General features: G+C 54.4%; 13 protein-coding genes and 1 riboswitch. Of the genes, 7 read left to right on the forward strand and 6 right to left on the reverse strand.

Features of this window, described 5'->3' with window-relative positions:
- Positions 1-226 precede the first annotated feature (226 nt).
- From PUR_RS01815 to PUR_RS01840, 6 genes are all read left to right on the forward strand, one after another.
- Complete coding sequence (locus PUR_RS01815; protein ID WP_179033771.1) at positions 227-1,750, forward strand: methyl-accepting chemotaxis protein; 1,524 nt, start codon at positions 227-229, stop codon at positions 1,748-1,750.
- A gap of 185 nt (positions 1,751-1,935) precedes the next feature.
- Positions 1,936-3,600, forward strand: a complete 1,665-nt coding sequence (locus PUR_RS01820) for a sensor histidine kinase (protein ID WP_179037702.1) — start codon at positions 1,936-1,938, stop codon at positions 3,598-3,600.
- Positions 3,597-4,322: a LytR/AlgR family response regulator transcription factor gene (locus tag PUR_RS01825; protein WP_179033772.1), complete on the forward strand. Its 726-nt coding sequence runs from the start codon at positions 3,597-3,599 to the stop codon at positions 4,320-4,322. Before PUR_RS01820 ends, PUR_RS01825 begins: the two co-directional genes overlap by 4 nt.
- Before the next feature lie 128 nt (positions 4,323-4,450).
- Positions 4,451-5,710, forward strand: a complete 1,260-nt coding sequence (locus PUR_RS01830) for an L-lactate MFS transporter (protein WP_179037703.1) — start codon at positions 4,451-4,453, stop codon at positions 5,708-5,710.
- A 498-nt stretch (positions 5,711-6,208) separates the two neighbouring features.
- A complete protein-coding gene (locus tag PUR_RS01835; RefSeq protein WP_232101676.1) occupies positions 6,209-6,544 on the forward strand; it encodes an alpha/beta fold hydrolase in 336 nt (111 codons plus the stop codon).
- 96 nt (positions 6,545-6,640) lie between these two features.
- The gene (locus PUR_RS01840; protein ID WP_179033773.1) at positions 6,641-8,011 is read left to right on the forward strand and encodes an aldehyde dehydrogenase; all 1,371 of its coding nucleotides are present in this window, start codon (positions 6,641-6,643) and stop codon (positions 8,009-8,011) included.
- 450 nt (positions 8,012-8,461) lie between these two features.
- On the opposite strand, the gene odhB is transcribed toward PUR_RS01840, so the two are convergent.
- Together odhB and PUR_RS01850 are read right to left on the reverse strand one after the other, a co-directional pair.
- A complete protein-coding gene (odhB, locus tag PUR_RS01845; RefSeq protein ID WP_179033774.1) occupies positions 8,462-9,748 on the reverse strand; it encodes a 2-oxoglutarate dehydrogenase complex dihydrolipoyllysine-residue succinyltransferase in 1,287 nt (428 codons plus the stop codon).
- A gap of 6 nt (positions 9,749-9,754) precedes the next feature.
- Complete coding sequence (locus PUR_RS01850; RefSeq protein ID WP_179033775.1) at positions 9,755-12,667, reverse strand: 2-oxoglutarate dehydrogenase E1 component; 2,913 nt, start codon at positions 12,665-12,667, stop codon at positions 9,755-9,757.
- A 542-nt stretch (positions 12,668-13,209) separates the two neighbouring features.
- Positions 13,210-13,299, forward strand: a riboswitch (cyclic di-GMP riboswitch).
- Between the two features lie 26 nt (positions 13,300-13,325).
- Here PUR_RS01850 and PUR_RS01855 point away from each other — a divergent pair.
- Complete coding sequence (locus PUR_RS01855; RefSeq protein ID WP_179033776.1) at positions 13,326-13,478, forward strand: anti-repressor SinI family protein; 153 nt, start codon at positions 13,326-13,328, stop codon at positions 13,476-13,478.
- A gap of 187 nt (positions 13,479-13,665) precedes the next feature.
- Here the strand turns inward: PUR_RS01855 and PUR_RS01860 are convergent, their stop codons facing one another.
- The 4 genes from PUR_RS01860 to PUR_RS01875 all read right to left on the reverse strand — a co-directional run bounded on the left by PUR_RS01860 (position 13,666) and on the right by PUR_RS01875 (position 17,284).
- Positions 13,666-14,010 carry a helix-turn-helix domain-containing protein gene (locus PUR_RS01860; RefSeq protein ID WP_124696223.1) on the reverse strand — a complete coding sequence of 115 codons (345 nt, stop codon included), beginning with the start codon at positions 14,008-14,010 and terminating at the stop codon, positions 13,666-13,668.
- Between the two features lie 166 nt (positions 14,011-14,176).
- Positions 14,177-15,154: an aldo/keto reductase gene (locus PUR_RS01865; RefSeq protein ID WP_232101677.1), complete on the reverse strand. Its 978-nt coding sequence runs from the start codon at positions 15,152-15,154 to the stop codon at positions 14,177-14,179.
- A 50-nt stretch (positions 15,155-15,204) separates the two neighbouring features.
- Entirely contained in the window at positions 15,205-15,438 is a 234-nt protein-coding gene (locus PUR_RS01870; protein WP_179033777.1) for a hypothetical protein, read from the reverse strand.
- Between the two features lie 7 nt (positions 15,439-15,445).
- Positions 15,446-17,284, reverse strand: coding sequence for a bifunctional diguanylate cyclase/phosphohydrolase (locus tag PUR_RS01875; RefSeq protein ID WP_179033778.1), 1,839 nt, complete (start codon positions 17,282-17,284; stop codon positions 15,446-15,448).
- Positions 17,285-17,667 lie beyond the last annotated feature (383 nt).

A 17,667-nucleotide genomic window follows, 5' to 3' on the forward strand; every position in this document is an offset into this window, starting at 1 on the left:
CAAGTTTGAAGGAAAGCCGATTGTTTCCTTTCGGGGAGACAGGGCTTTCCTTTTTTAAATGAAACGATTTATAAACTTCTCGAAATGTAGAGCTGCATGAATGAAGGACATGTGATTACTCCATGAATCTTGTCGAAACACGAAGGATATTCATATAAAATGCATATACTTGGAGAATTTTTCCTGTTATAATGTCAATATACATAACATGAAGAAGTGGAGTGGAATGTCGTTGCGTAACAACCGTCAAGTCTTAGCTTTTACTGTCGCTCTTTCGCTGCTGGCCGGACTGTATGTGTTGTGGATTGAAATGTTGTGGATTCATAAGCTCGTGCTAATGTTGGTTGTTGTCTCCTTCGCTCTGTTCGCGCTGACCGCCTACCGGACTCGGACTCAGGAGCAGGAGCTTCTGCGCAAATCGGACGAACAGGTTCACACGCTCGGCAATGAAATGGTGGTGACGTCGGACCGAATGCATGGAGCGCTCGCGGAAATCAGCCGGCATACGGGCGAACTGCAGCAGACGGCCGATTACTCCCATCAGTCCGAGATGGCGCTGAAGAGCAGGAGCTATGAAGCCAGAGCGAATATGGAGGTGGCCACCACGACGATGGACGGCGTGGCGGAGGCTGCGGAACGAATTCAAGGACTGACGGACAAGCTCGGGATGAGCATGCGGGAAGCCAACAGAGAAGTTGCGGAAATGCTCGATTCCCTGGGGAACACCGATGCCGTTATGAAAGAGCTCAAAGAACAGAGCGGTAATATGTTTGAGGAGTTCGCTTCCCTGAGCAAGCTTATTGCGATGGTGGAAAGCATCAACGAAGTGATCGTGGGCGTGGTGGAGGAAACCTCGCTGCTGGCGCTTAACGCCTCTATCGAAGCAGCAAGGGCGGGAGAGCAGGGCAGAGGCTTTGCCGTGGTGGCCGACCGCATCCGCAAGCTGGCCGAGCAGAGCCGAACCTCCGTGGACCGTTCCTCCGCGCTGCTGCTGGATCTTAACAAGGGAGTAGGGCAGGTGCTTGAATCCGTTGATAAAGAGAGGGCTTCTGTGGAGAGGGGCGTAGGCGAGGTGGGGGCCGTGAGGGCGCGCCTTGGCGAAATTGCGGCCACGGTAAAGACGGTGGATACGGCGGTCGGCGATACGGTGAAGGCGGCCAGCCAACAGGGCGAGCTGATCGGCGGCGCTTTGCCCGAGCTGCGCAGCGCGGTAGCCTTGCTGAACGAGACGATTGCGAGCGTCGACCTTATGCTGGATCAAGTGAACCGGCAGCGGACGCAAATCGGGGAGCTGAACGGAGTCAGCGCGAGCCTGCTGGCCGAATCGCAGGCGCTGCGGCAGTCCGTAACCCGGATCGCCGGCAGCGAGGAGATTGAGGAAGGCCGTTACGCCGAGAAGCTGGAGGTGATGCAATCCCTGCTTCTGCACATTGCCGCCAAAGAGGACTTATATATGCCCGACCCGGATGTCCACAAACGGGTATTGGTTTCCTGTCTTACGGAGACGCCGGATCTGCAGGCCATTTGGTCGAACCGGACGGACGGAACCTTTATTTTCTCCGAGCCTGCGGCGGGCCTGCTTAATGCGAAGCGGCGCGATTGGTGGAGCGGGGCGATGAGTGACGGCGCTTTTGTCTCCAAGCCCTATGTGTCGGCCATAACAAAGCGTTCATGCGTGACACTGTCGAGAGCCATAACAAATGATCAGGGAGAGAAGGTTGGCGTCATCGGCATCGATCTGGCCGTATAACCGGCAGCAAGGGCTTTTGGCCCGAAGAAGTTGAATGATGATGGATACGGCGGGCGCTATCGGGTTTCATTTCCGGGCGCCTTTTTTTCAAATCCGGGGATGTTTTGGGTTGGACAAATAAAGGGCATCAGCCTATAATGACCGATATATTACCGATATATTTTAATTATGGGGGCAAGAAAGCGATGCAGTATACGTTCGTCATTCTGCTGCAGCTGCTGGAACGCGCGGCGCTGCTGCTTATGACTTTGTTTGTATTGACCCGGGTGCCGCGGTTTAAGGAAATTTTTCAAAAAGGGGCGTACGCGCCGCAGGAGCTGATCATTGCCACCGTTATTTTCAGCCTGTTCGCCATATTCAGCACGTACAGCGGTATTAAGGTGGAAGGCTCCCTCGTCAATGTGCGGATTGTAGCCATCATGGCGGGCGGCATTCTGTTCGGTCCCTGGGTGGGGCTGATTACCGGTATTATTTCCGGCGTTCACCGGTTTCTGATCGATATCGGCGGCGTCACCTCGGTGCCCTGTCTGATTACCAGCATCGCGACCGGTGTCGTTTCGGGGATTATCTACCGTCACACGTCCGCCGAGCGCCGCTGGCAGGCCGGGATTCTGGCGGGAATGGGCTGCGAAGCGCTGACGATGCTGCTGATTCTCGTCATGGCCCATCCGTCGTCGCTCGGCGTTGAAATCGTATCGAAGATTGCCTTTCCGATGATTATGAGCCAGGTCAGTGTCGGACTCATCGTCATGCTTGTCCAGAGTGTGGAAGGGGAGAAGGAGCGGATCGCCGCAAGGCAGTCCAAGCTGGCCCTTGATATCGCGAACAAGACGCTCCCCTATTTTCGCAGCATCAATCCGCAGTCTCTGCGCAAAATATGCACGATCATCAAAGAAGACATCGGCGCGGACGCGGTCGCGATTACGGATACCCGGTGCATTCGCGCCTACGTCGGCATCGGGGAAGAATATTATGCCGAGAAGAACGAGATTATCAGCGATGCCACGAAAATTACGCTGTCCAGCGGGGAAATCACGATCCGCAATAACGATACCGAATACAATCATCAGCATATCAAGTCGCTGATCATCATTCCCCTGAAAGAAAAGGGCGAAGTCACCGGCGCGCTCAAAATTTATTACACCAAAGCCCACAAAATCACCTATTCCCTCCAGGCAATGGCCGTCGGCCTGTCCCAGATTATTTCCACGCTGATGGAGGTCTCCCGGGTGGAGGACATCAAGGAAATGGCGAACAAGGCGGAGCTGAAGGCGCTCCAGACCCGGATCAATCCCCATTTTCTGTTCAACGCGCTGAACGCCATCGTCTCCTCCATCCGCATCGACCCTGATAAGGCCCGGGAGCTTATCATCAATCTGTCCGGCTATATGCGGTACAATCTGGAGCTCACCGACGATTTTATCGATATCCGCAAAGAGCTTCAGCAGGTTCGGCACTACGTGGAGATCGAGAAAGCGCGTTTCGGAAGACGCCTTACGGTTCTCTACGATATCGATGACGAGACGGAGGTTCGCATCCCAAGCCTCATCATTCAACCCTTGGTGGAAAATGCGATTGTACACGGCATACTGAAAGGGCGGGGCGTAGGAACGGTGACGATTTCGGTCAAGGACCGGGGCGACAGCGTGCGGATCGGCATCCGCGACACCGGGGTCGGCATCAGCGAAGAAACGATCCGGAAGGTATACGAAGGCAGCATGCCGGAGAACAAGATCGGGCTGTTTAACGTGCATCAGCGGGTGAAGCTGATTTATGGCGAGGGGCTGACGATTACGAGGCTGGATAAAGGGACGGATATAACTTTCGATGTGAAAAAGGAGAACCGATGAGAGCGATAATCGTAGAGGATGAAGAGCTGGCCAGACAGGAGCTGGCCTACCTGATTCGGGCGAACAGCGGCATAGAGATTGCGGCCGAGTTCGATGACGGGCTGGACGCGCTGAAATATTTGCAGGCCAATCAGGTGGATGTACTGTTTCTCGACATCAATATCCCTTCCGTGGACGGTGTGCTGCTGGCGCAGAATATCAGCAAATTTTCCGTGAAGCCCTATATTGTGTTCATCACCGCGTATAAGGAGCATGCCGCCGAAGCGTTCGAGATTGAGGCCTTCGATTACATCCTGAAGCCGTATAACGAAACGCGGATCAAGGGGATGCTGGGCAAGCTCGAGGCTACTTTAGCGCACCGGCCGGGTGGAGAAGAGGAGCGCAATCCGGTCAGCAACAAGATCAATCTGTGGAAAAATGAAAAGATCATCGTCGTCGACGCCGACGACATTTACTACGCCTCGGCCCAGGAGAAGACGACGAGCGTCTTTACGCGAAACGAAGAGTACTCCATGGGGGTCAGCATCACCGAGTTTCACGGACGTCTACCGCAGGATCGCTTTTTCCGCTGCCACCGTTCTTTTATTGTCAACCTGTCCAAAATCAAGGAAATCATCCCCTGGTTTAACAACACCTACCTGCTTAGGCTGCGCGATCTGGACTTTGAAGTACCGGTCAGCCGCAGCAAGGTCAAGGAATTCAGGCAGATTATGCGCCTGTAGAGGCCGTTCATTCCTTCTTTCCGTCATTTCGTTCCGTATTTCATCCGCATTTTTGCAATCAAGCTACAATAAAGATGCAAGAGGCGCTCATGAACGCGGCCATACCCGAAGGAAAGAAGGAACGAACCATGTCGGTAGGGACTAAAGCAAACAACCGTTTTCTAATCGTACTGGGAACCATTATTATGCAGATGGGTCTGGGAACCATTTATACCTGGAGCTTGTTCAACCAGCCGCTCGTAACGAAATATGGCTGGGAGCTCGGCTCCGTATCTACAACCTTTTCGATCACAAGCTTTGCGCTGGCATTCGCGACACTTTTTGCGGGCAAGCTTCAGGATAAAATCGGGCTTCGCCGCCTGACGGCCGTGGCGGGTGTTCTGCTTGGCCTCGGTCTGATGTACAGCTCGCAGGCAAGCTCGCTGCCGATGCTGTACCTGTTGGCAGGAGTAATTGTTGGGTATGCGGACGGAACAGCTTATATCACGTCGCTGTCGAATCTGATCAAATGGTTCCCGAACCGCAAGGGCCTGATCTCGGGAGTATCGGTCGGCGCGTACGGAACAGGCAGTTTAATCTTTAAATATGTGAACGCCCATCTGATCGGATCGGTCGGAGTCTCCCGTACGTTTCTGTACTGGGGCATGATCGTCATGGCCATGGTGGTTATCGGTTCGCTGCTTGTCAGAGAGGCCTCCGCGGCGCCGGCCGGAACGGCCAAAGCATCATCGCTGCTCGCCCCGCTGGAGAAAAAGGATTACACAGTGGGCGAAATGCTGCGCACCAAGCAAGCCTACCTGTTGTTCACCATCTTCTTCACCGCCTGCATGAGCGGCCTCTATCTGATCGGCATTGTCAAGGACATCGGCGTGAAGCTGGCCGGTCTGGATGTGCAGACCGCGGCCAATGCGGTAGCGATGATCGCCATCTTCAATACGGCCGGACGCCTTATCCTCGGCGCGCTGTCCGACAAAATGAGCCGCCTGAAGCTGGTTGGCGCAACGATGGCTGTTACCGCCGTCGCCACTCTGACTCTCAGCTTCGCGCAGCTGAACTTCGGACTGTTCTTTGCCTGCGTGGCAACTATCGCCTTCTGCTTCGGCGGCAATATTACCGTCTTTCCGGCAATTGCCAGCGACTTCTTCGGCCTGAAGAACCATAGCAAGAACTATGGCATCATCTATCAAGGGTTCGGCATCGGGGCATTGTCCGGTTCGTTCATCGCCGCTTTCCTGGGCGGATTCAAACCGACCTTCGTCACGATCGGCGTACTGTGCCTGATTTCCTGCCTGATCGCCGTGATGCTGAAACCGCCGGTTCAGGTCCGTAAGGAACGGAAGCGGAACCCGGAAATGCCCGGACGCACCGTATACGGAAAGATTTCTTAAGGAAGTAGCCGCCATCTCAGGCTTCGGCCTGCAAGGTGTGACTTCATATAGCTTCAAGCAAGGCTTTGAGCAAGAGTTTCGAGTGATGTCGGAAACTACAAGACCGCCCAACCGCAAATGGTTTAAACCTCCGAAATGAATAGAAAAAGGGCGGCAAAAACGAAAAAGAGACGGTTCCCGCGGGTCAACATAGACCTGAGGGAGCCGTCTTTTTCGAAATAGCAGAATGTATAAGCTGTGCGCTTATCATTTTGTCTTATATTTCTACGAGAAACGGTACCTAAAAGCGATACTCGTATCGCTACTTCGGAAGCTTAAGCTCCCTAAAAGGACGGCGAAGCCGTTTCTTCTTGTATGCGAACATGATAACATCGCGACTATCCGATAAATGGTAAAATAATCAAACGGGGGAGGAAGCGCATATGCCTTATTGTCCAACAGGAAAAGCGGAGCTTTATTATGAAGATTTAGGGGAAGGAAAGCCTATTGTAATGATCCATGGGTTCAGCCCTGACCATCGCCCGCTACAATGAGGAGATTTTATCCGGCTGCCGCTTGGCGGACGAAGCATTTCTGGCAGGGATCAAAACCCGGTACAGCTTCTCTTTTTCGGTTGACACGAACGTATTTGATAAGCCTGGACTCTTGATCACGGGAAGACAGGATTCCATGGTGGGATACCAGGATGCCTCTATCCTATTGGATAAGTATACGAGGACATCCTTTGCGGTCCTGGACCGTGCAGGACATAATCTGCAAATCGAGCAGCCGGGGCTGTTCAACGCCTTAATGCATGAGTGGCTCGACAGGGTGGAAGAGGACGGGTTAAAGTAACCGGCAAAGAGCTTTATGGGAACGAAACATACAGTCGCTGCCGCCTTCTTGGCCCTCTCTTGCAGCGGATATGCATTAAACGGAGGATAGTGAAGAATGGAGAGCTATAGCTGGATATTCGAAAAACAACAATCTTATTTTACCAGCGGGGCAACACAAGAATTAAGCTATCGGATCGACGCGCTTCGCCGTTTAAAGGGGAGTATAAGAGCGCATGAAAGGCAGCTGCTCAACGCTTTAAAAAGTGATTTGAACAAGTCGGAATTCGAAGCTTACTCTACGGAAATCGGAATCGTTCTTGAGGAAATCGGATTTACGCTGAAGCATTTGCGGGCATGGGCCAAGCCCCGTAAAGTAAAGACGCCAATCACGCACTGGGGCTCCAAAGGGTTCATTTATTCCGAACCGTACGGCGTCAGCTTGATTCTCGCTCCCTGGAATTATCCGTTCCAATTGGCGGTGGCTCCTTTGGTCGGAGCGATTGCCGCTGGAAACTGCGCGGTCCTGAAGCCGTCCGAATTAACCCCGAGGACTTCGGAGACGATCTCAGAGATTATCCGTGCAAGCTTTCAGGAAGAGTATGTTTCCGTCATCCAGGGCGGAATTGAAACAAGCGAGGCGCTGCTGAAGGAGAAGTTTGACTATATCTTTTTTACCGGGAGCGTTCCTGTCGGGAAGATCGTTATGGAAGCCGCCGCACGGCATCTGACACCGGTCACCTTGGAGCTTGGAGGAAAAAGCCCCTGCATCGTCCATGAAGACGCCAATCTCAAGCTGGCCGCGAGGCGCATTGCCTGGGGGAAATTCATGAACGCCGGACAAACCTGCGTAGCGCCGGATTATATCTATGTCCATCAAAGCGTCAAGGACCGATTCCTGAGTGAACTGAGAGACGCGGTAAAAGAGCTGTACGGGGAACAGCCTCTGCTGAATCCGGGTTATACGAGAGTGGTCAGCAGGAGGCATTTTGACCGGCTTGAGGCGTTTCTGGGCAACGGGACAATGCTGTTTGGCGGAGGAACGGACAAGGAAAATCTAACGATTGAACCGACCGTTCTGGAGGATATCGGCTGGGAACATCCCGTGATGAAGGAGGAAATCTTCGGGCCCATCCTTCCCGTGCTGGGATACCAACATCTGTCCGAGGCGGCTTACGGAATTCGCAATCAGCCGGGTCCGCTTGCGCTGTATTTGTTCACGGAAAGCAAGAGTGTGCAGGAGGAGGTGCTGAAGAGCGTTTCCTTCGGCGGCGGATGCATCAATGACACTGTGTATCATATCGTGTCTCCGTATCTGCCGTTTGGGGGAGTAGGGAACAGCGGGATGGGAGCATATCACGGACAAGCGGGCTTTGACACCTTCTCGCACCGCAAGAGCGTTCTGAAGCAGACGACACGTTTCGATCTGCCTTTCCGGTACCCGAATCGGAAGAACGGGCTTAAGCAGATCAAGCGGTTCTTGAAATGAAGGCTGCGGCCGGGTCAACTTCATAACCCGGATGAAGTATGGAGCTTGAGTTCAAGCAGGCGCGTATGAGCGGGAAAACATCCCTTTTATTCAAGGGAAAAGGGACGTCCTGCGACCCTATGCGGGAAAAGCTCCGGCTTATTGGCCGGGTTTTCTATGTTTCTGAACAAAACGCCTGATTAAGGGGGAGGAATTCCCTCACAGGCTTGGCATATGTTCTCCTTTTGAAAAATAAGAGGTAGGAATTCCATTTCATCTCTTCTGGGCCCGATTTCACACAATCCGTCCGGCGGTGAGGGGTTGCGAGCGTGAATTGCTCTTGGGGAGGCGGATAACAAGCGGGACCGGGCAGGGATAATTCCCTACCCGGTCCCGCTTGTTATGGTATTGCTCATTAATCCCTATACAATATCGGCATATCACGGCGGGAGAGATTTTAGGGAATCCTCTTCAGCCCTCCAGCAGCAGCGCTTCCGGGTCCTCCAGCAGTTCCTTGACCTTGACGAGAAAGCTTACCGCTTCCGAGCCGTCGACGATCCGGTGGTCGTAGGACAAGGCGATGTACATCATCGGCCGGTTGACCGTCGTTTCTTCGTCGATGGCGATCGGGCGGAGCTGGATCTTGTGCATGCCCAGAATGCCGACCTGCGGAGCATTCAGGATCGGCGTTGACATGAGGGACCCGAATACGCCGCCGTTGGTAATCGTAAAGGTGCCGCCCTGAAGGTTGGAGAGGGCGAGCGTATTGGCGCGGGCTTTGGACGCAAGCTCGGCGATCTGCCGCTCAATCTGCGGGAAGCTGAGCCGGTCGGCGTCCCGGACCACGGGCACGACAAGGCCTTCCTTGGCGGATACGGCAATGCCGATGTCGTAATATTTCTTGATCAGGAGGTCCTCGCCGTCGATTTCCGCATTGAGCAGCGGATAAGCTTTGAGCGCGCCGACGACCGCCTTGGTGAAGAAGGACATGAAGCCGAGGCCGATGTCATGCTTCTCCTTGAAGGTATCCTTGCGGCGTTTGCGGATATCCAGAATCGCGGTCATGTCCACCTCATTGAAGGTGGTCAGCATGGCCGCCGTATGCTGCGCCTCCACCAGGCGGCTGGCAATCGTCAGCCGTCTGCGCGACATGCGCTTGCGCTCCGTCTCTTTGCCGTCCGCCGCCTTGCCCGGCGGCGGCGTGCTGCCGGCCGGCGCGCTCTGCGGCGCGGCCGGGGCCGGGATCGGCGCAGCGGGCACCGCTGCTGCGCCATGGCCCTTCACATCGGCCTGGCCAATCCGGCCGATGGGATCGCGCGCGCCGACCTCGGCGAGGTCGATGCCGCGCTCGCGCGCGAGCTTGCGCGCACCCGGCGAAGCCAGGTACGCGGAGCCGTTTTCGGCGGCCGGACCCTCGGGGGCCGCCGCCGGAGCGGCAGCCGCGGGCTGCGCCGCCGCGGTTGCTGCGGGCGGCTGCGCTGTCGGCTGAGCCTCCGCAGCCGGTGGCTTGCCGCCTGCGGGAGCGCCGCCGCCGAGCCTGCCGATCACTTCGCCGACCGCGACATTCTCCCCGGCTCCCCGCAAAATCGCGGAAATGACGCCGCCCTCCTCGGCGCTGATTTCCAGGTTGACCTTATCCGTTTCCAGCTCGGCCAGAACGTCCCCCTGGCCGACGGTATCGCCTTCTTTTACATGCCACTTATAGATCGTACCTTCGGTAATGGATTCGCCCAAATCGGGCACTTTAATTTCAGACACAGGCCGCTACCTCCCCAAAGTGTGGATTTCTGCTATCGTGACACCGTCCCCGGAAGGAGACGGCACAGCCGCTTTTGCTTGCGAGTTCAAATTCAGGGCCTCAGTGACGATTCTCCGCTGCTCGAAGCTGTGGACGTCCGCGTATCCGCTCGCCGGACTTGAGCGTTCCGGACGGCCGATATACCGGACGCCGGTATGGGCCGGCGCAATGTCGCGCAGCCGCGGCTCGGCGTAGCTCCAGGCGCCCATGTTCTTCGGCTCTTCCTGCACCCAGACGATTTCCTGAAGGGAGCCGAAAGAGCTGAGATGGGCGGCCAGCTCGCGCTCGGGGAACGGATACAGCTGTTCCAGACGCAGGATGTGCAGCCATGACCAGTCTCTGCCCTGGGCCGCTTCCAGCTCGGTTTCCAAATCGATGGCGATTTTGCCGCTGCATACGACCAGCCGCTTGACTTCGCCCGGCTTTTGTCCAAGCAGCGGTTCAGAGAATACCGCTTGAAACTGACCGGTAGCCAGCTCAATGCCGGAGGAAGCGCTGCGCGGGTTGCGGATCAGGCTCTTCGGCGTCATAATGACGAGCGGCCTGGCGTCCGCCTGCCCGCACAGCGAAGCCTGACGGCGGAGCAGATGGAAGTATTGCGCCGCGCTGGTCAGGTTAGCAACCGTCCAGTTCTCCTCGGCCGACAGCTGCAAATAACGTTCCATTCTGCCGCTGGAATGCTCCGGTCCCTGGCCTTCGTAGCCATGGGGCAGCAGGATGGTCAAATTGCTGCGCTGGGTCCATTTGGCCCGTCCGGCGGAGATGAACTGGTCGAAAATGACCTGCGCTGCATTGGCGAAATCGCCGTACTGCGCTTCCCATAGCACGAAGGTCTCCGGCGCGAACACATTGTAGCCGTACTCGTAGCCGAGCACCGAAGCTTCCGACAGCGGGCTGTTATACACCCCGAAGGAAGCGCGGGCGTCCTCAAGCTGGTGAAGCGGGGCGAAGAGCGCTCCGCTGTCGCTGTCATGAAGCACGAGATGCCGCTGGGAGAAGGTGCCGCGCTGCGCGTCCTGGCCGCTCAGCCGGATCGGCGTCCCGTCCTGCAGAATCGTGGCGAAGGCGAGCGTTTCGGCCAGCGCCCAGTCCACCTTTTCCCCGTCATTCAGCAGGTCCTTGCGCCGCTGCAAAATGCGCTGCAGCTTCGGATATACCTTGAAACCGTCCGGAACGGACAAAAGCTGGCGGTTAATGCTTTGCAGTCGGCCCAGCGGCACGGCGGTTGCGGGCGTCCGGCTTTCCCCGGTCTGCACGGCGACCGCAGCTTTGACTTCGCCGTTCTTCTGCTTGCCCTCCTTCATCCGCTCGTAAGCCTGCTGAAGCACATTCTCCGCTTCACCGCTCATCTTCGCCACCTCTTCAAGAGTGACGAGCTTCTCGTGTTCCAGCCGCTGCGCATAAATCCGGTAAACGGTAGAGTGATTCTTCACCTTGCCGTACACAATCGGCTGGGTCATTTCAGGGTCGTCCATTTCATTATGTCCGTGTCTGCGGTAGCCGACAAGATCGATGAGGAAATCTTTTTTGAACAGACTGCGGTAAGCGCTGGCCAGACGGACGGCGGCGATGCAAGCTTCCGGGTCGTCGGCATTGACGTGTACGATCGGAATTTCATAGCCTTTGGCAAGATCGCTCGCGTAGTGCGTGGAACGGGAATCCTCGCTTTCCGTTGTAAAGCCGATGCGGTTATTGACGATGATGTGGATCGTTCCGCCATTCTGGTACCCGTTAAGCTTGCCGATGTTCAGCGTCTCGGCCACAATTCCTTCGCCGGGGAAGGCGGCGTCTCCGTGCATCAGTACGGCCATGGCCTTGTTCGTGTCCAGCCCAGGCAGCCCCGGAGCACTCCGGTCTTCCTGGGCCGCGCGCGTAAAGCCTTCCACGACCGGGTTGACGAACTCCAGATGGCTCGGATTGTTAGCGAGCGTCAGACGGGCGCGCACGGTCTCGCCTTCGTGCACCGCACGGTCGGCGCCCAGATGGTATTTCACGTCTCCGGTCCAGCCGTAGTTGATGCCCATGGAGCCTTCGGACGGGAACAGCTCCTTGTTCGGAGAGTGATGGAATTCGGAGAAAATAATATCGTAAGGTTTCCCCAAAATATGTGCGAGCACATTCAAACGGCCCCGGTGAGCCATGCCCATCAGGATATGTTCCGCGCCGTCATGCGCGGCCGCCCGGACGATCTCGTCCAGCATCGGAACCAGCACGTCGGTGCCTTCCAGGCTGAACCGTTTCTGGCCGACGAACGTCTTGTGCAGGAAGGTCTCGAAATATTCCACCTCGATCAGCCGGTTCAGCAGAGCTTTGCGCTCCGCCGCCGTCAGCGGGGCGGGGGAGGTAGCCGATTCGGCCTGGTTGTTCAGCCAGCGGAGCTCTCGCTCGTCGTGGACATGGCCGAACTCGTAGGCGATCGTCTTGGTATAAGCTTGGCGCATCCGGTGATAAGCGTCCCAGCCTGTCTGCACATCCTGCGGAGCGTTCTCCCAGATGAGCGAGGCCGGCAGGGCCAGCAAATCCTCGCGCGTAAGTTCATAAGTCTCGGGGTTCAGCCATTTGGCCATGGAATCATGGACTTGCTCCAGCGGGTCGATATCGGCCGCCAGGTGGCCAAAATTGCGGATGTTCGCAATCAGCTTGGAGGCTCTGACCGCTTTTCGGAGCCAGTCGGTATCTCCGGACAGCGAAGGTCCGGGGGTTCTGGCGGCCTCGGATGTCAGCGGAGGGGGGCCATAGATGGCGAAGAGTTCGCGGTAGTGGGCTTCGACGGAAGAAGGATCTCCGGCGAACTGTTCGTATTTTTCCTGGATGTAACCCAGATTGGGACCGTAATACCTGCTCCAAACGGATTCGTTGTAGGACTCATTGGCTGACATAAAAACATCCTCCTAACGGTTAAACTCCAAAGGGCGCCGAAAGACAGCCGGCTTAAGGAGCTGCAATGATTACGTTTTCATTCTATAACAATGCTAGCCGATTATAAAGTTATTGCTTCATCCTATTGTGCTACTTTCAATATATGTAATCAATTCAACCTTTCGTCCAATCCGTTCGAAAAAAGGCATGATTAATAATGCTTGTCTTCTCTTTGCCGCTCAGACCGAACAGGAGGCGATAAATTCTGATTATCGGGCCTAAATAACTATATAAATAATTTTTGACATTCGAAAAATATGATTAGGGGACTTGAAAAACGGGTATGTGTAATCTATAGTCCTTATATACTACACACTTCCAAGGTCATACATAAATGAAAGCGGTTGCTATATTTGGATCATTATTTCATCCCGGTTTGATTTTCCCTTCCGCGCAATTTATAAGATTTCCAATATTCGACACACTTTTGGCCAAGTCTTTTGTATAATATCCTTGCAACCTCAATACAATGAAGATCGGAACAAGATCCTTAAAACAAGGGTCCAGTAAAAGGTAAACTTGCTGAAAGGCAAGGGCACAAAGTCTCGGGTCTAAGGTGATCTTTAGAAGCTACGACGGCCGGACTGCCTGGGGACAAAAATCTTAGGAGGAGATTTTTTGGATAAGTCCAACCAGGGGAACATCGGAGAACTGCAGACGGTAGATCTTGATATGGAATGGGTATATTTGCTTCTGAAAGCAAAGAAGCAAGGGATTCATGCGGATGAAATTCGTCGGTTCTTCAATGACAGGACACTGAAGGCTATGTAGGGGAAGGTTCTGAAGACATTATTAAATCATAGTGAGAGAGGCCATGGCGGCGCGGCGTCATGGCCTCTTTATGTCAATATAAGAATTTTCAAGCTTCGAGCCTGCAATTCTTATATTTCTACGAGAAACGTAGTTGCGTCCTGCAGGGACGCCGTCAGGCGTTTCTTCTTGTGAATAAATTGTGGTTTTATTGTTCCTTTTGATCAAGCCGCCACTTCTGGTAATCCAGAAACTCCTTGAACTCGCGTTTGCTGACACCCGAGGACATAGCCTCCTGCACCAGCTTGAACCATTCCGAATCGAGCGGTTCCTCCTGCGTATCGGAAAGCTCTCCATAGAGAAGAATGTGAACGGGAACGTCCAGAGCTTCGGCAATTTTTTCGATGAATTGGATAGAGGGGTTGGATTGGATGTTGCGTTCAACATTGCTTAAGTACGATTTGGCCACATCCGCCTTGCCTGCGAGTTCGGATAAGGATAACCCCTTCTCGAGGCGGAGCTGCTGAATGTGCTGTCCTATGTTATCTGGCACGACGAGTTACGCCCCCCTCCTTGCTTTTTTGTACTAGTATAGCAAACGTCCGCAGACATGGCAAAACCGGCATTTTCCAGATTTGTACGAGAAATCCGAAAGCTGCCGGCCGACTAACCGTTAATTTATAAAATGATGATTCCCGCGTCGCTGCGCCCGCGAAGGGTCAAGGCAAACGCACACCCCGGGAACTGACATACAGGTCATACCATTCTTTGCGGGTAAGCGTAAGCTTGTCCGCGCCTTCGCAGGCAGCGATGCGCTTCGGATTTACCGTTCCGATGACAGGCTGAATCGCGGCAGGATGCGTCATCAGCCAGGAAAGGACGACAGCCTCGGGAGTTGTCCCTTTTTCCTCGGCCAGCGTTTGGACAAGGCGGGCGGTGCTGCGGACCGTTTCCGGTTCTCCATCCCCGAGCGGACGTCCGCTGTATTTGCCTTGGGCGAGCGGTCCCCAGGCCTGAAGCTGGATATTCTCCAGCCTGCAGTGCTCAATCGTCCCTTCGGGCATGCCGTGGGCTTTCCAGGCCTCCTGGTTCACGCTCACGACCGAATCGAGCCAAAAGATTTTCTCAAGGCTCATTTCCAGCTGATTGACGACAAATGGCTCGTCACTGTACGCCTGAAGCAGCTTGATCTGCCCTTCGCTCATATTGGATACGCCGAAATGCCGCACCTTGCCGGACTCCTTCAGAAGGCGGAGGGCTTCACCGACCTCTTCGGGGTCCATCAGCGGATCGGGCCGGTGCAGCAGCAAAATATCAAGATACTCGGCACCGAGACGCGACAGAATACCATCCACACTGCTCAGGATATGGCTCTTGGAAAAATCGAACACATTGGAGCTTTCGCCCGGTTCCGCCAGCTTGATACCGCACTTCGATTGAAGAATGATACTCTCGCGCAGCTCCGGGCGTTCTTTAAGAACGGTGCCGAATACCTTCTCCGCTTTGCCGCGGGTATAAATATCGGCGTGGTCAAACATATTGATGCCGATAGAGAGCGCCGCTTCGACAGCTTCATGTCCTTCCTTGATCAGCTCTTCGGTAATCGGCTCGCGGTCCCAGCCTCCGCCAAGGCCCATACAGCCCAGGACCAGCCGGCTTGCGGGGATTCCGCGTTTGTTTAGTGGCAACGTTTTCAATACGATCCCTCCGTCATTGTGATTGATGACATCAAGGATATTGTACAACTTTAAAAGCCGGTATGGTACTTTTTATCACTGGAGGAGCAGTGCTTGGTGACTTCTTTATCCTGCTCCTCATGTTTCTCCAATTTCAAATCCTGGGCGGGAATCGGGTCGGAATGCAGCTCGTCCTCATGGAGGTCGAACAGACTCGGATTGTCCGCCCGGTACTGCTTGGGATGATCCCGCCGGTGGCCTTTCAGGCCTTTTTGTGCGCCGGAGACTGCGGTGAATGCATACATCCAAGCGCTATACCGCCGCCTCTTTGGTGCGAAGTTGTCTGGACTCAATGTAGCTGATAAAAAACTCCGTAAGCTCCGGATCGAACTGGCTGCCCGCGCAGGCTTTAAGCTCGACAATCGCTTCTTCGACGGATTTGGTCGGCTGGTAGGGCCGTTCCGTTGTCATGGCGTCGAAGGAATCGATAATGGTCAGCATCCGGCACAGCTTTGGAATTTCCTCGCCTTTGAAACCATGGGGATAACCCTTGCCGTCGTATCTTTCGTGGTGCAGCTCGATATAGGCGGACAAATCCTTGAACTTGTCGTTGGTCATCGCCATCTGCTTGCCCCAGGTGACATGCCATTTCACCATTTCCCACTCCTCGGGCGTAAGCTTCTCCTTTTTATTCAGAATGCTCCAAGGAATTTCCAGCTTGCCGATATCGTGAATCAGCGCACCCAGCGTGAACTGGCGCTTGGAGAGGCTGTCCAGCTGCAGCAGCTCGCTGATGTCCATGGCGTAGCGGAATACCCGCTTGGAATGCTTGAAGGTCTCCATGTCCTTGTACATGAACAGGTTTAGCTGCTGCTCGATATCCCGCACGTCCTGGCTGAAATCGATATCCTGCTCAAGCAGCGATTGGTGGCCGTAAATATGAACCATATTCTTGCCCTGCTTCTTGGCGTAATACAGCGCCTGGTCGGCCTGTTCCACCAGCTCCGATTTATCGTGGATGTCGGAACGGTAGCCTGCGATGCCCGCCGAGAAGGACAGACAGCCCTGGGGGAAAATCTCCGCGCCGTCAAAGCGGGAATTGTTCAGCGTTTTGCGAAGGCGGTCGAGAAAGTCTTTAGCCTGGTCGGTATCGTAAGAGGGCATCAGAAGCGTGAACTCTTCTCCGCCGTAGCGGGAGACGACCATTTCCGCGCCGTCGCATTCCTTCTTCAGCAATTCCGCCAAAAACACGATCAGCCCGTCGCCCTTGAGATGGCCGAAGTGGTCGTTGTATTTCTTGAAATTGTCGATATCGATCATGGCCAGCGACAAGGAGGAACCTGTGCCCCGGGATTTGCGCATTTCCTCTTCCAGCGCCAGCTCGAAATAGCTGTGGTTGAACAGGCCCGTCCGCGGATCGCGATTCGCCCGCTCTTCGATGTCACGGTACATCGTAAACATTTGTTTGAAGGAATAGGACAGCAAGATGCTGAGACAGAGAAACAGGGCCAGACCGAAAATATGATTGTGATACAAAAGAATGGTCAGCACAAGCGACAGCACGAGGGTGCAGAGGTAGGCAATGATCGTATCCTTGAGCATCCCTTTTAATGTTTCGTACAAGTTTTCATTATAGAAGACATAGTAGTAAAGGACGATCAGCAGCGTGTTTACAATAAAGTAGATCGCCATGCCTCCGGCGTACGCTGCCAGATGGTTGTCCATAAGCGGTCCCCGTACGCCGCCCAGCGCTGCAAAGGAGTAGGACGCCGAGGCATTTATGATGGAATATACGGCAAAGTTGATCAGGTGTTTCCACCAGACGGTTTTTCGTTCAATCAGGAAAATCACCGCGGACGAAACCAGAAGAACGGTCAAGCTGAACGAGGGGCCGAATACGAAAATGCAGGCCAGATAAACGGAGGAGTCGAGGGATAATCCGTTGCCCTGCGGAGGAAGCTGGAATGTAAAGATCGTCAGCACCACAGCCGCTCCTGCCAGCGCATAGACCCATACCCAGGTTGGGGAGGTGTAATGGAAAAAAGCGCCCCGATTATATAAAGTGAACAGGCCAAGTCCAGTAAGACAAATGGCAACTGCGTATAGATGACCCAGGTTCAGCTTGGCAATGGCTGTGTCCCGCTTTGACAATGGTGATCCTCCTCTCGTAAGTGTCGTGTTGCTCGATTTATTTTAAGGGATTTAATGAAAATTTCATAGATGTGGCAGGCAAAATAAGAACGTACAAGAAGAAACGTCTTCCCGCCCCATAAGGGATGGAAACGTATTCCAAAGAAACAGGAAACTCATTCCCTACTTAATATTGTCGGAAAATGTCTTTGCCTTTGTTAATATGATAAAAAAGCAGGCTGAACATCAGCCTGCCTCTCTCGTGCCTTTGGATCAACGGCCGCCGCCGATGAGTCTGAATCCGGAAGTCAAAGCCATAACTACGGAAGCAACGATAACCGTATTGATAATAATGCGCGAATATAACACGCCATCCAGTTTCTTTTTCACAATTGCTCACCCCT

The organism is Paenibacillus sp. URB8-2, assembly GCF_013393385.1.
Taxonomy (GTDB): Bacteria; Bacillota; Bacilli; order Paenibacillales; family Paenibacillaceae; genus Paenibacillus_AQ.

Excerpts from the sequence above, each read along its gene's own strand:
- PUR_RS01815 (WP_179033771.1), top strand. The coding sequence starts at position 227 with ATGTCGTTGCGTAACAACCGTCAAGTCTTAGCTTTTACTGTCGCTCTT.
- PUR_RS01820 (WP_179037702.1), top strand. The coding sequence starts at position 1,936 with ATGCAGTATACGTTCGTCATTCTGCTGCAGCTGCTGGAACGCGCGGCG.
- PUR_RS01825 (WP_179033772.1), top strand. The coding sequence starts at position 3,597 with ATGAGAGCGATAATCGTAGAGGATGAAGAGCTGGCCAGACAGGAGCTG.
- PUR_RS01830 (WP_179037703.1), top strand. The coding sequence starts at position 4,451 with ATGTCGGTAGGGACTAAAGCAAACAACCGTTTTCTAATCGTACTGGGA.
- PUR_RS01835 (WP_232101676.1), top strand. The coding sequence starts at position 6,209 with ATGGGTTCAGCCCTGACCATCGCCCGCTACAATGAGGAGATTTTATCC.
- PUR_RS01840 (WP_179033773.1), top strand. The coding sequence starts at position 6,641 with ATGGAGAGCTATAGCTGGATATTCGAAAAACAACAATCTTATTTTACC.
- PUR_RS01850 (WP_179033775.1), bottom strand. The coding sequence starts at position 12,667 with ATGTCAGCCAATGAGTCCTACAACGAATCCGTTTGGAGCAGGTATTAC.
- PUR_RS01870 (WP_179033777.1), bottom strand. The coding sequence starts at position 15,438 with ATGTATGCATTCACCGCAGTCTCCGGCGCACAAAAAGGCCTGAAAGGC.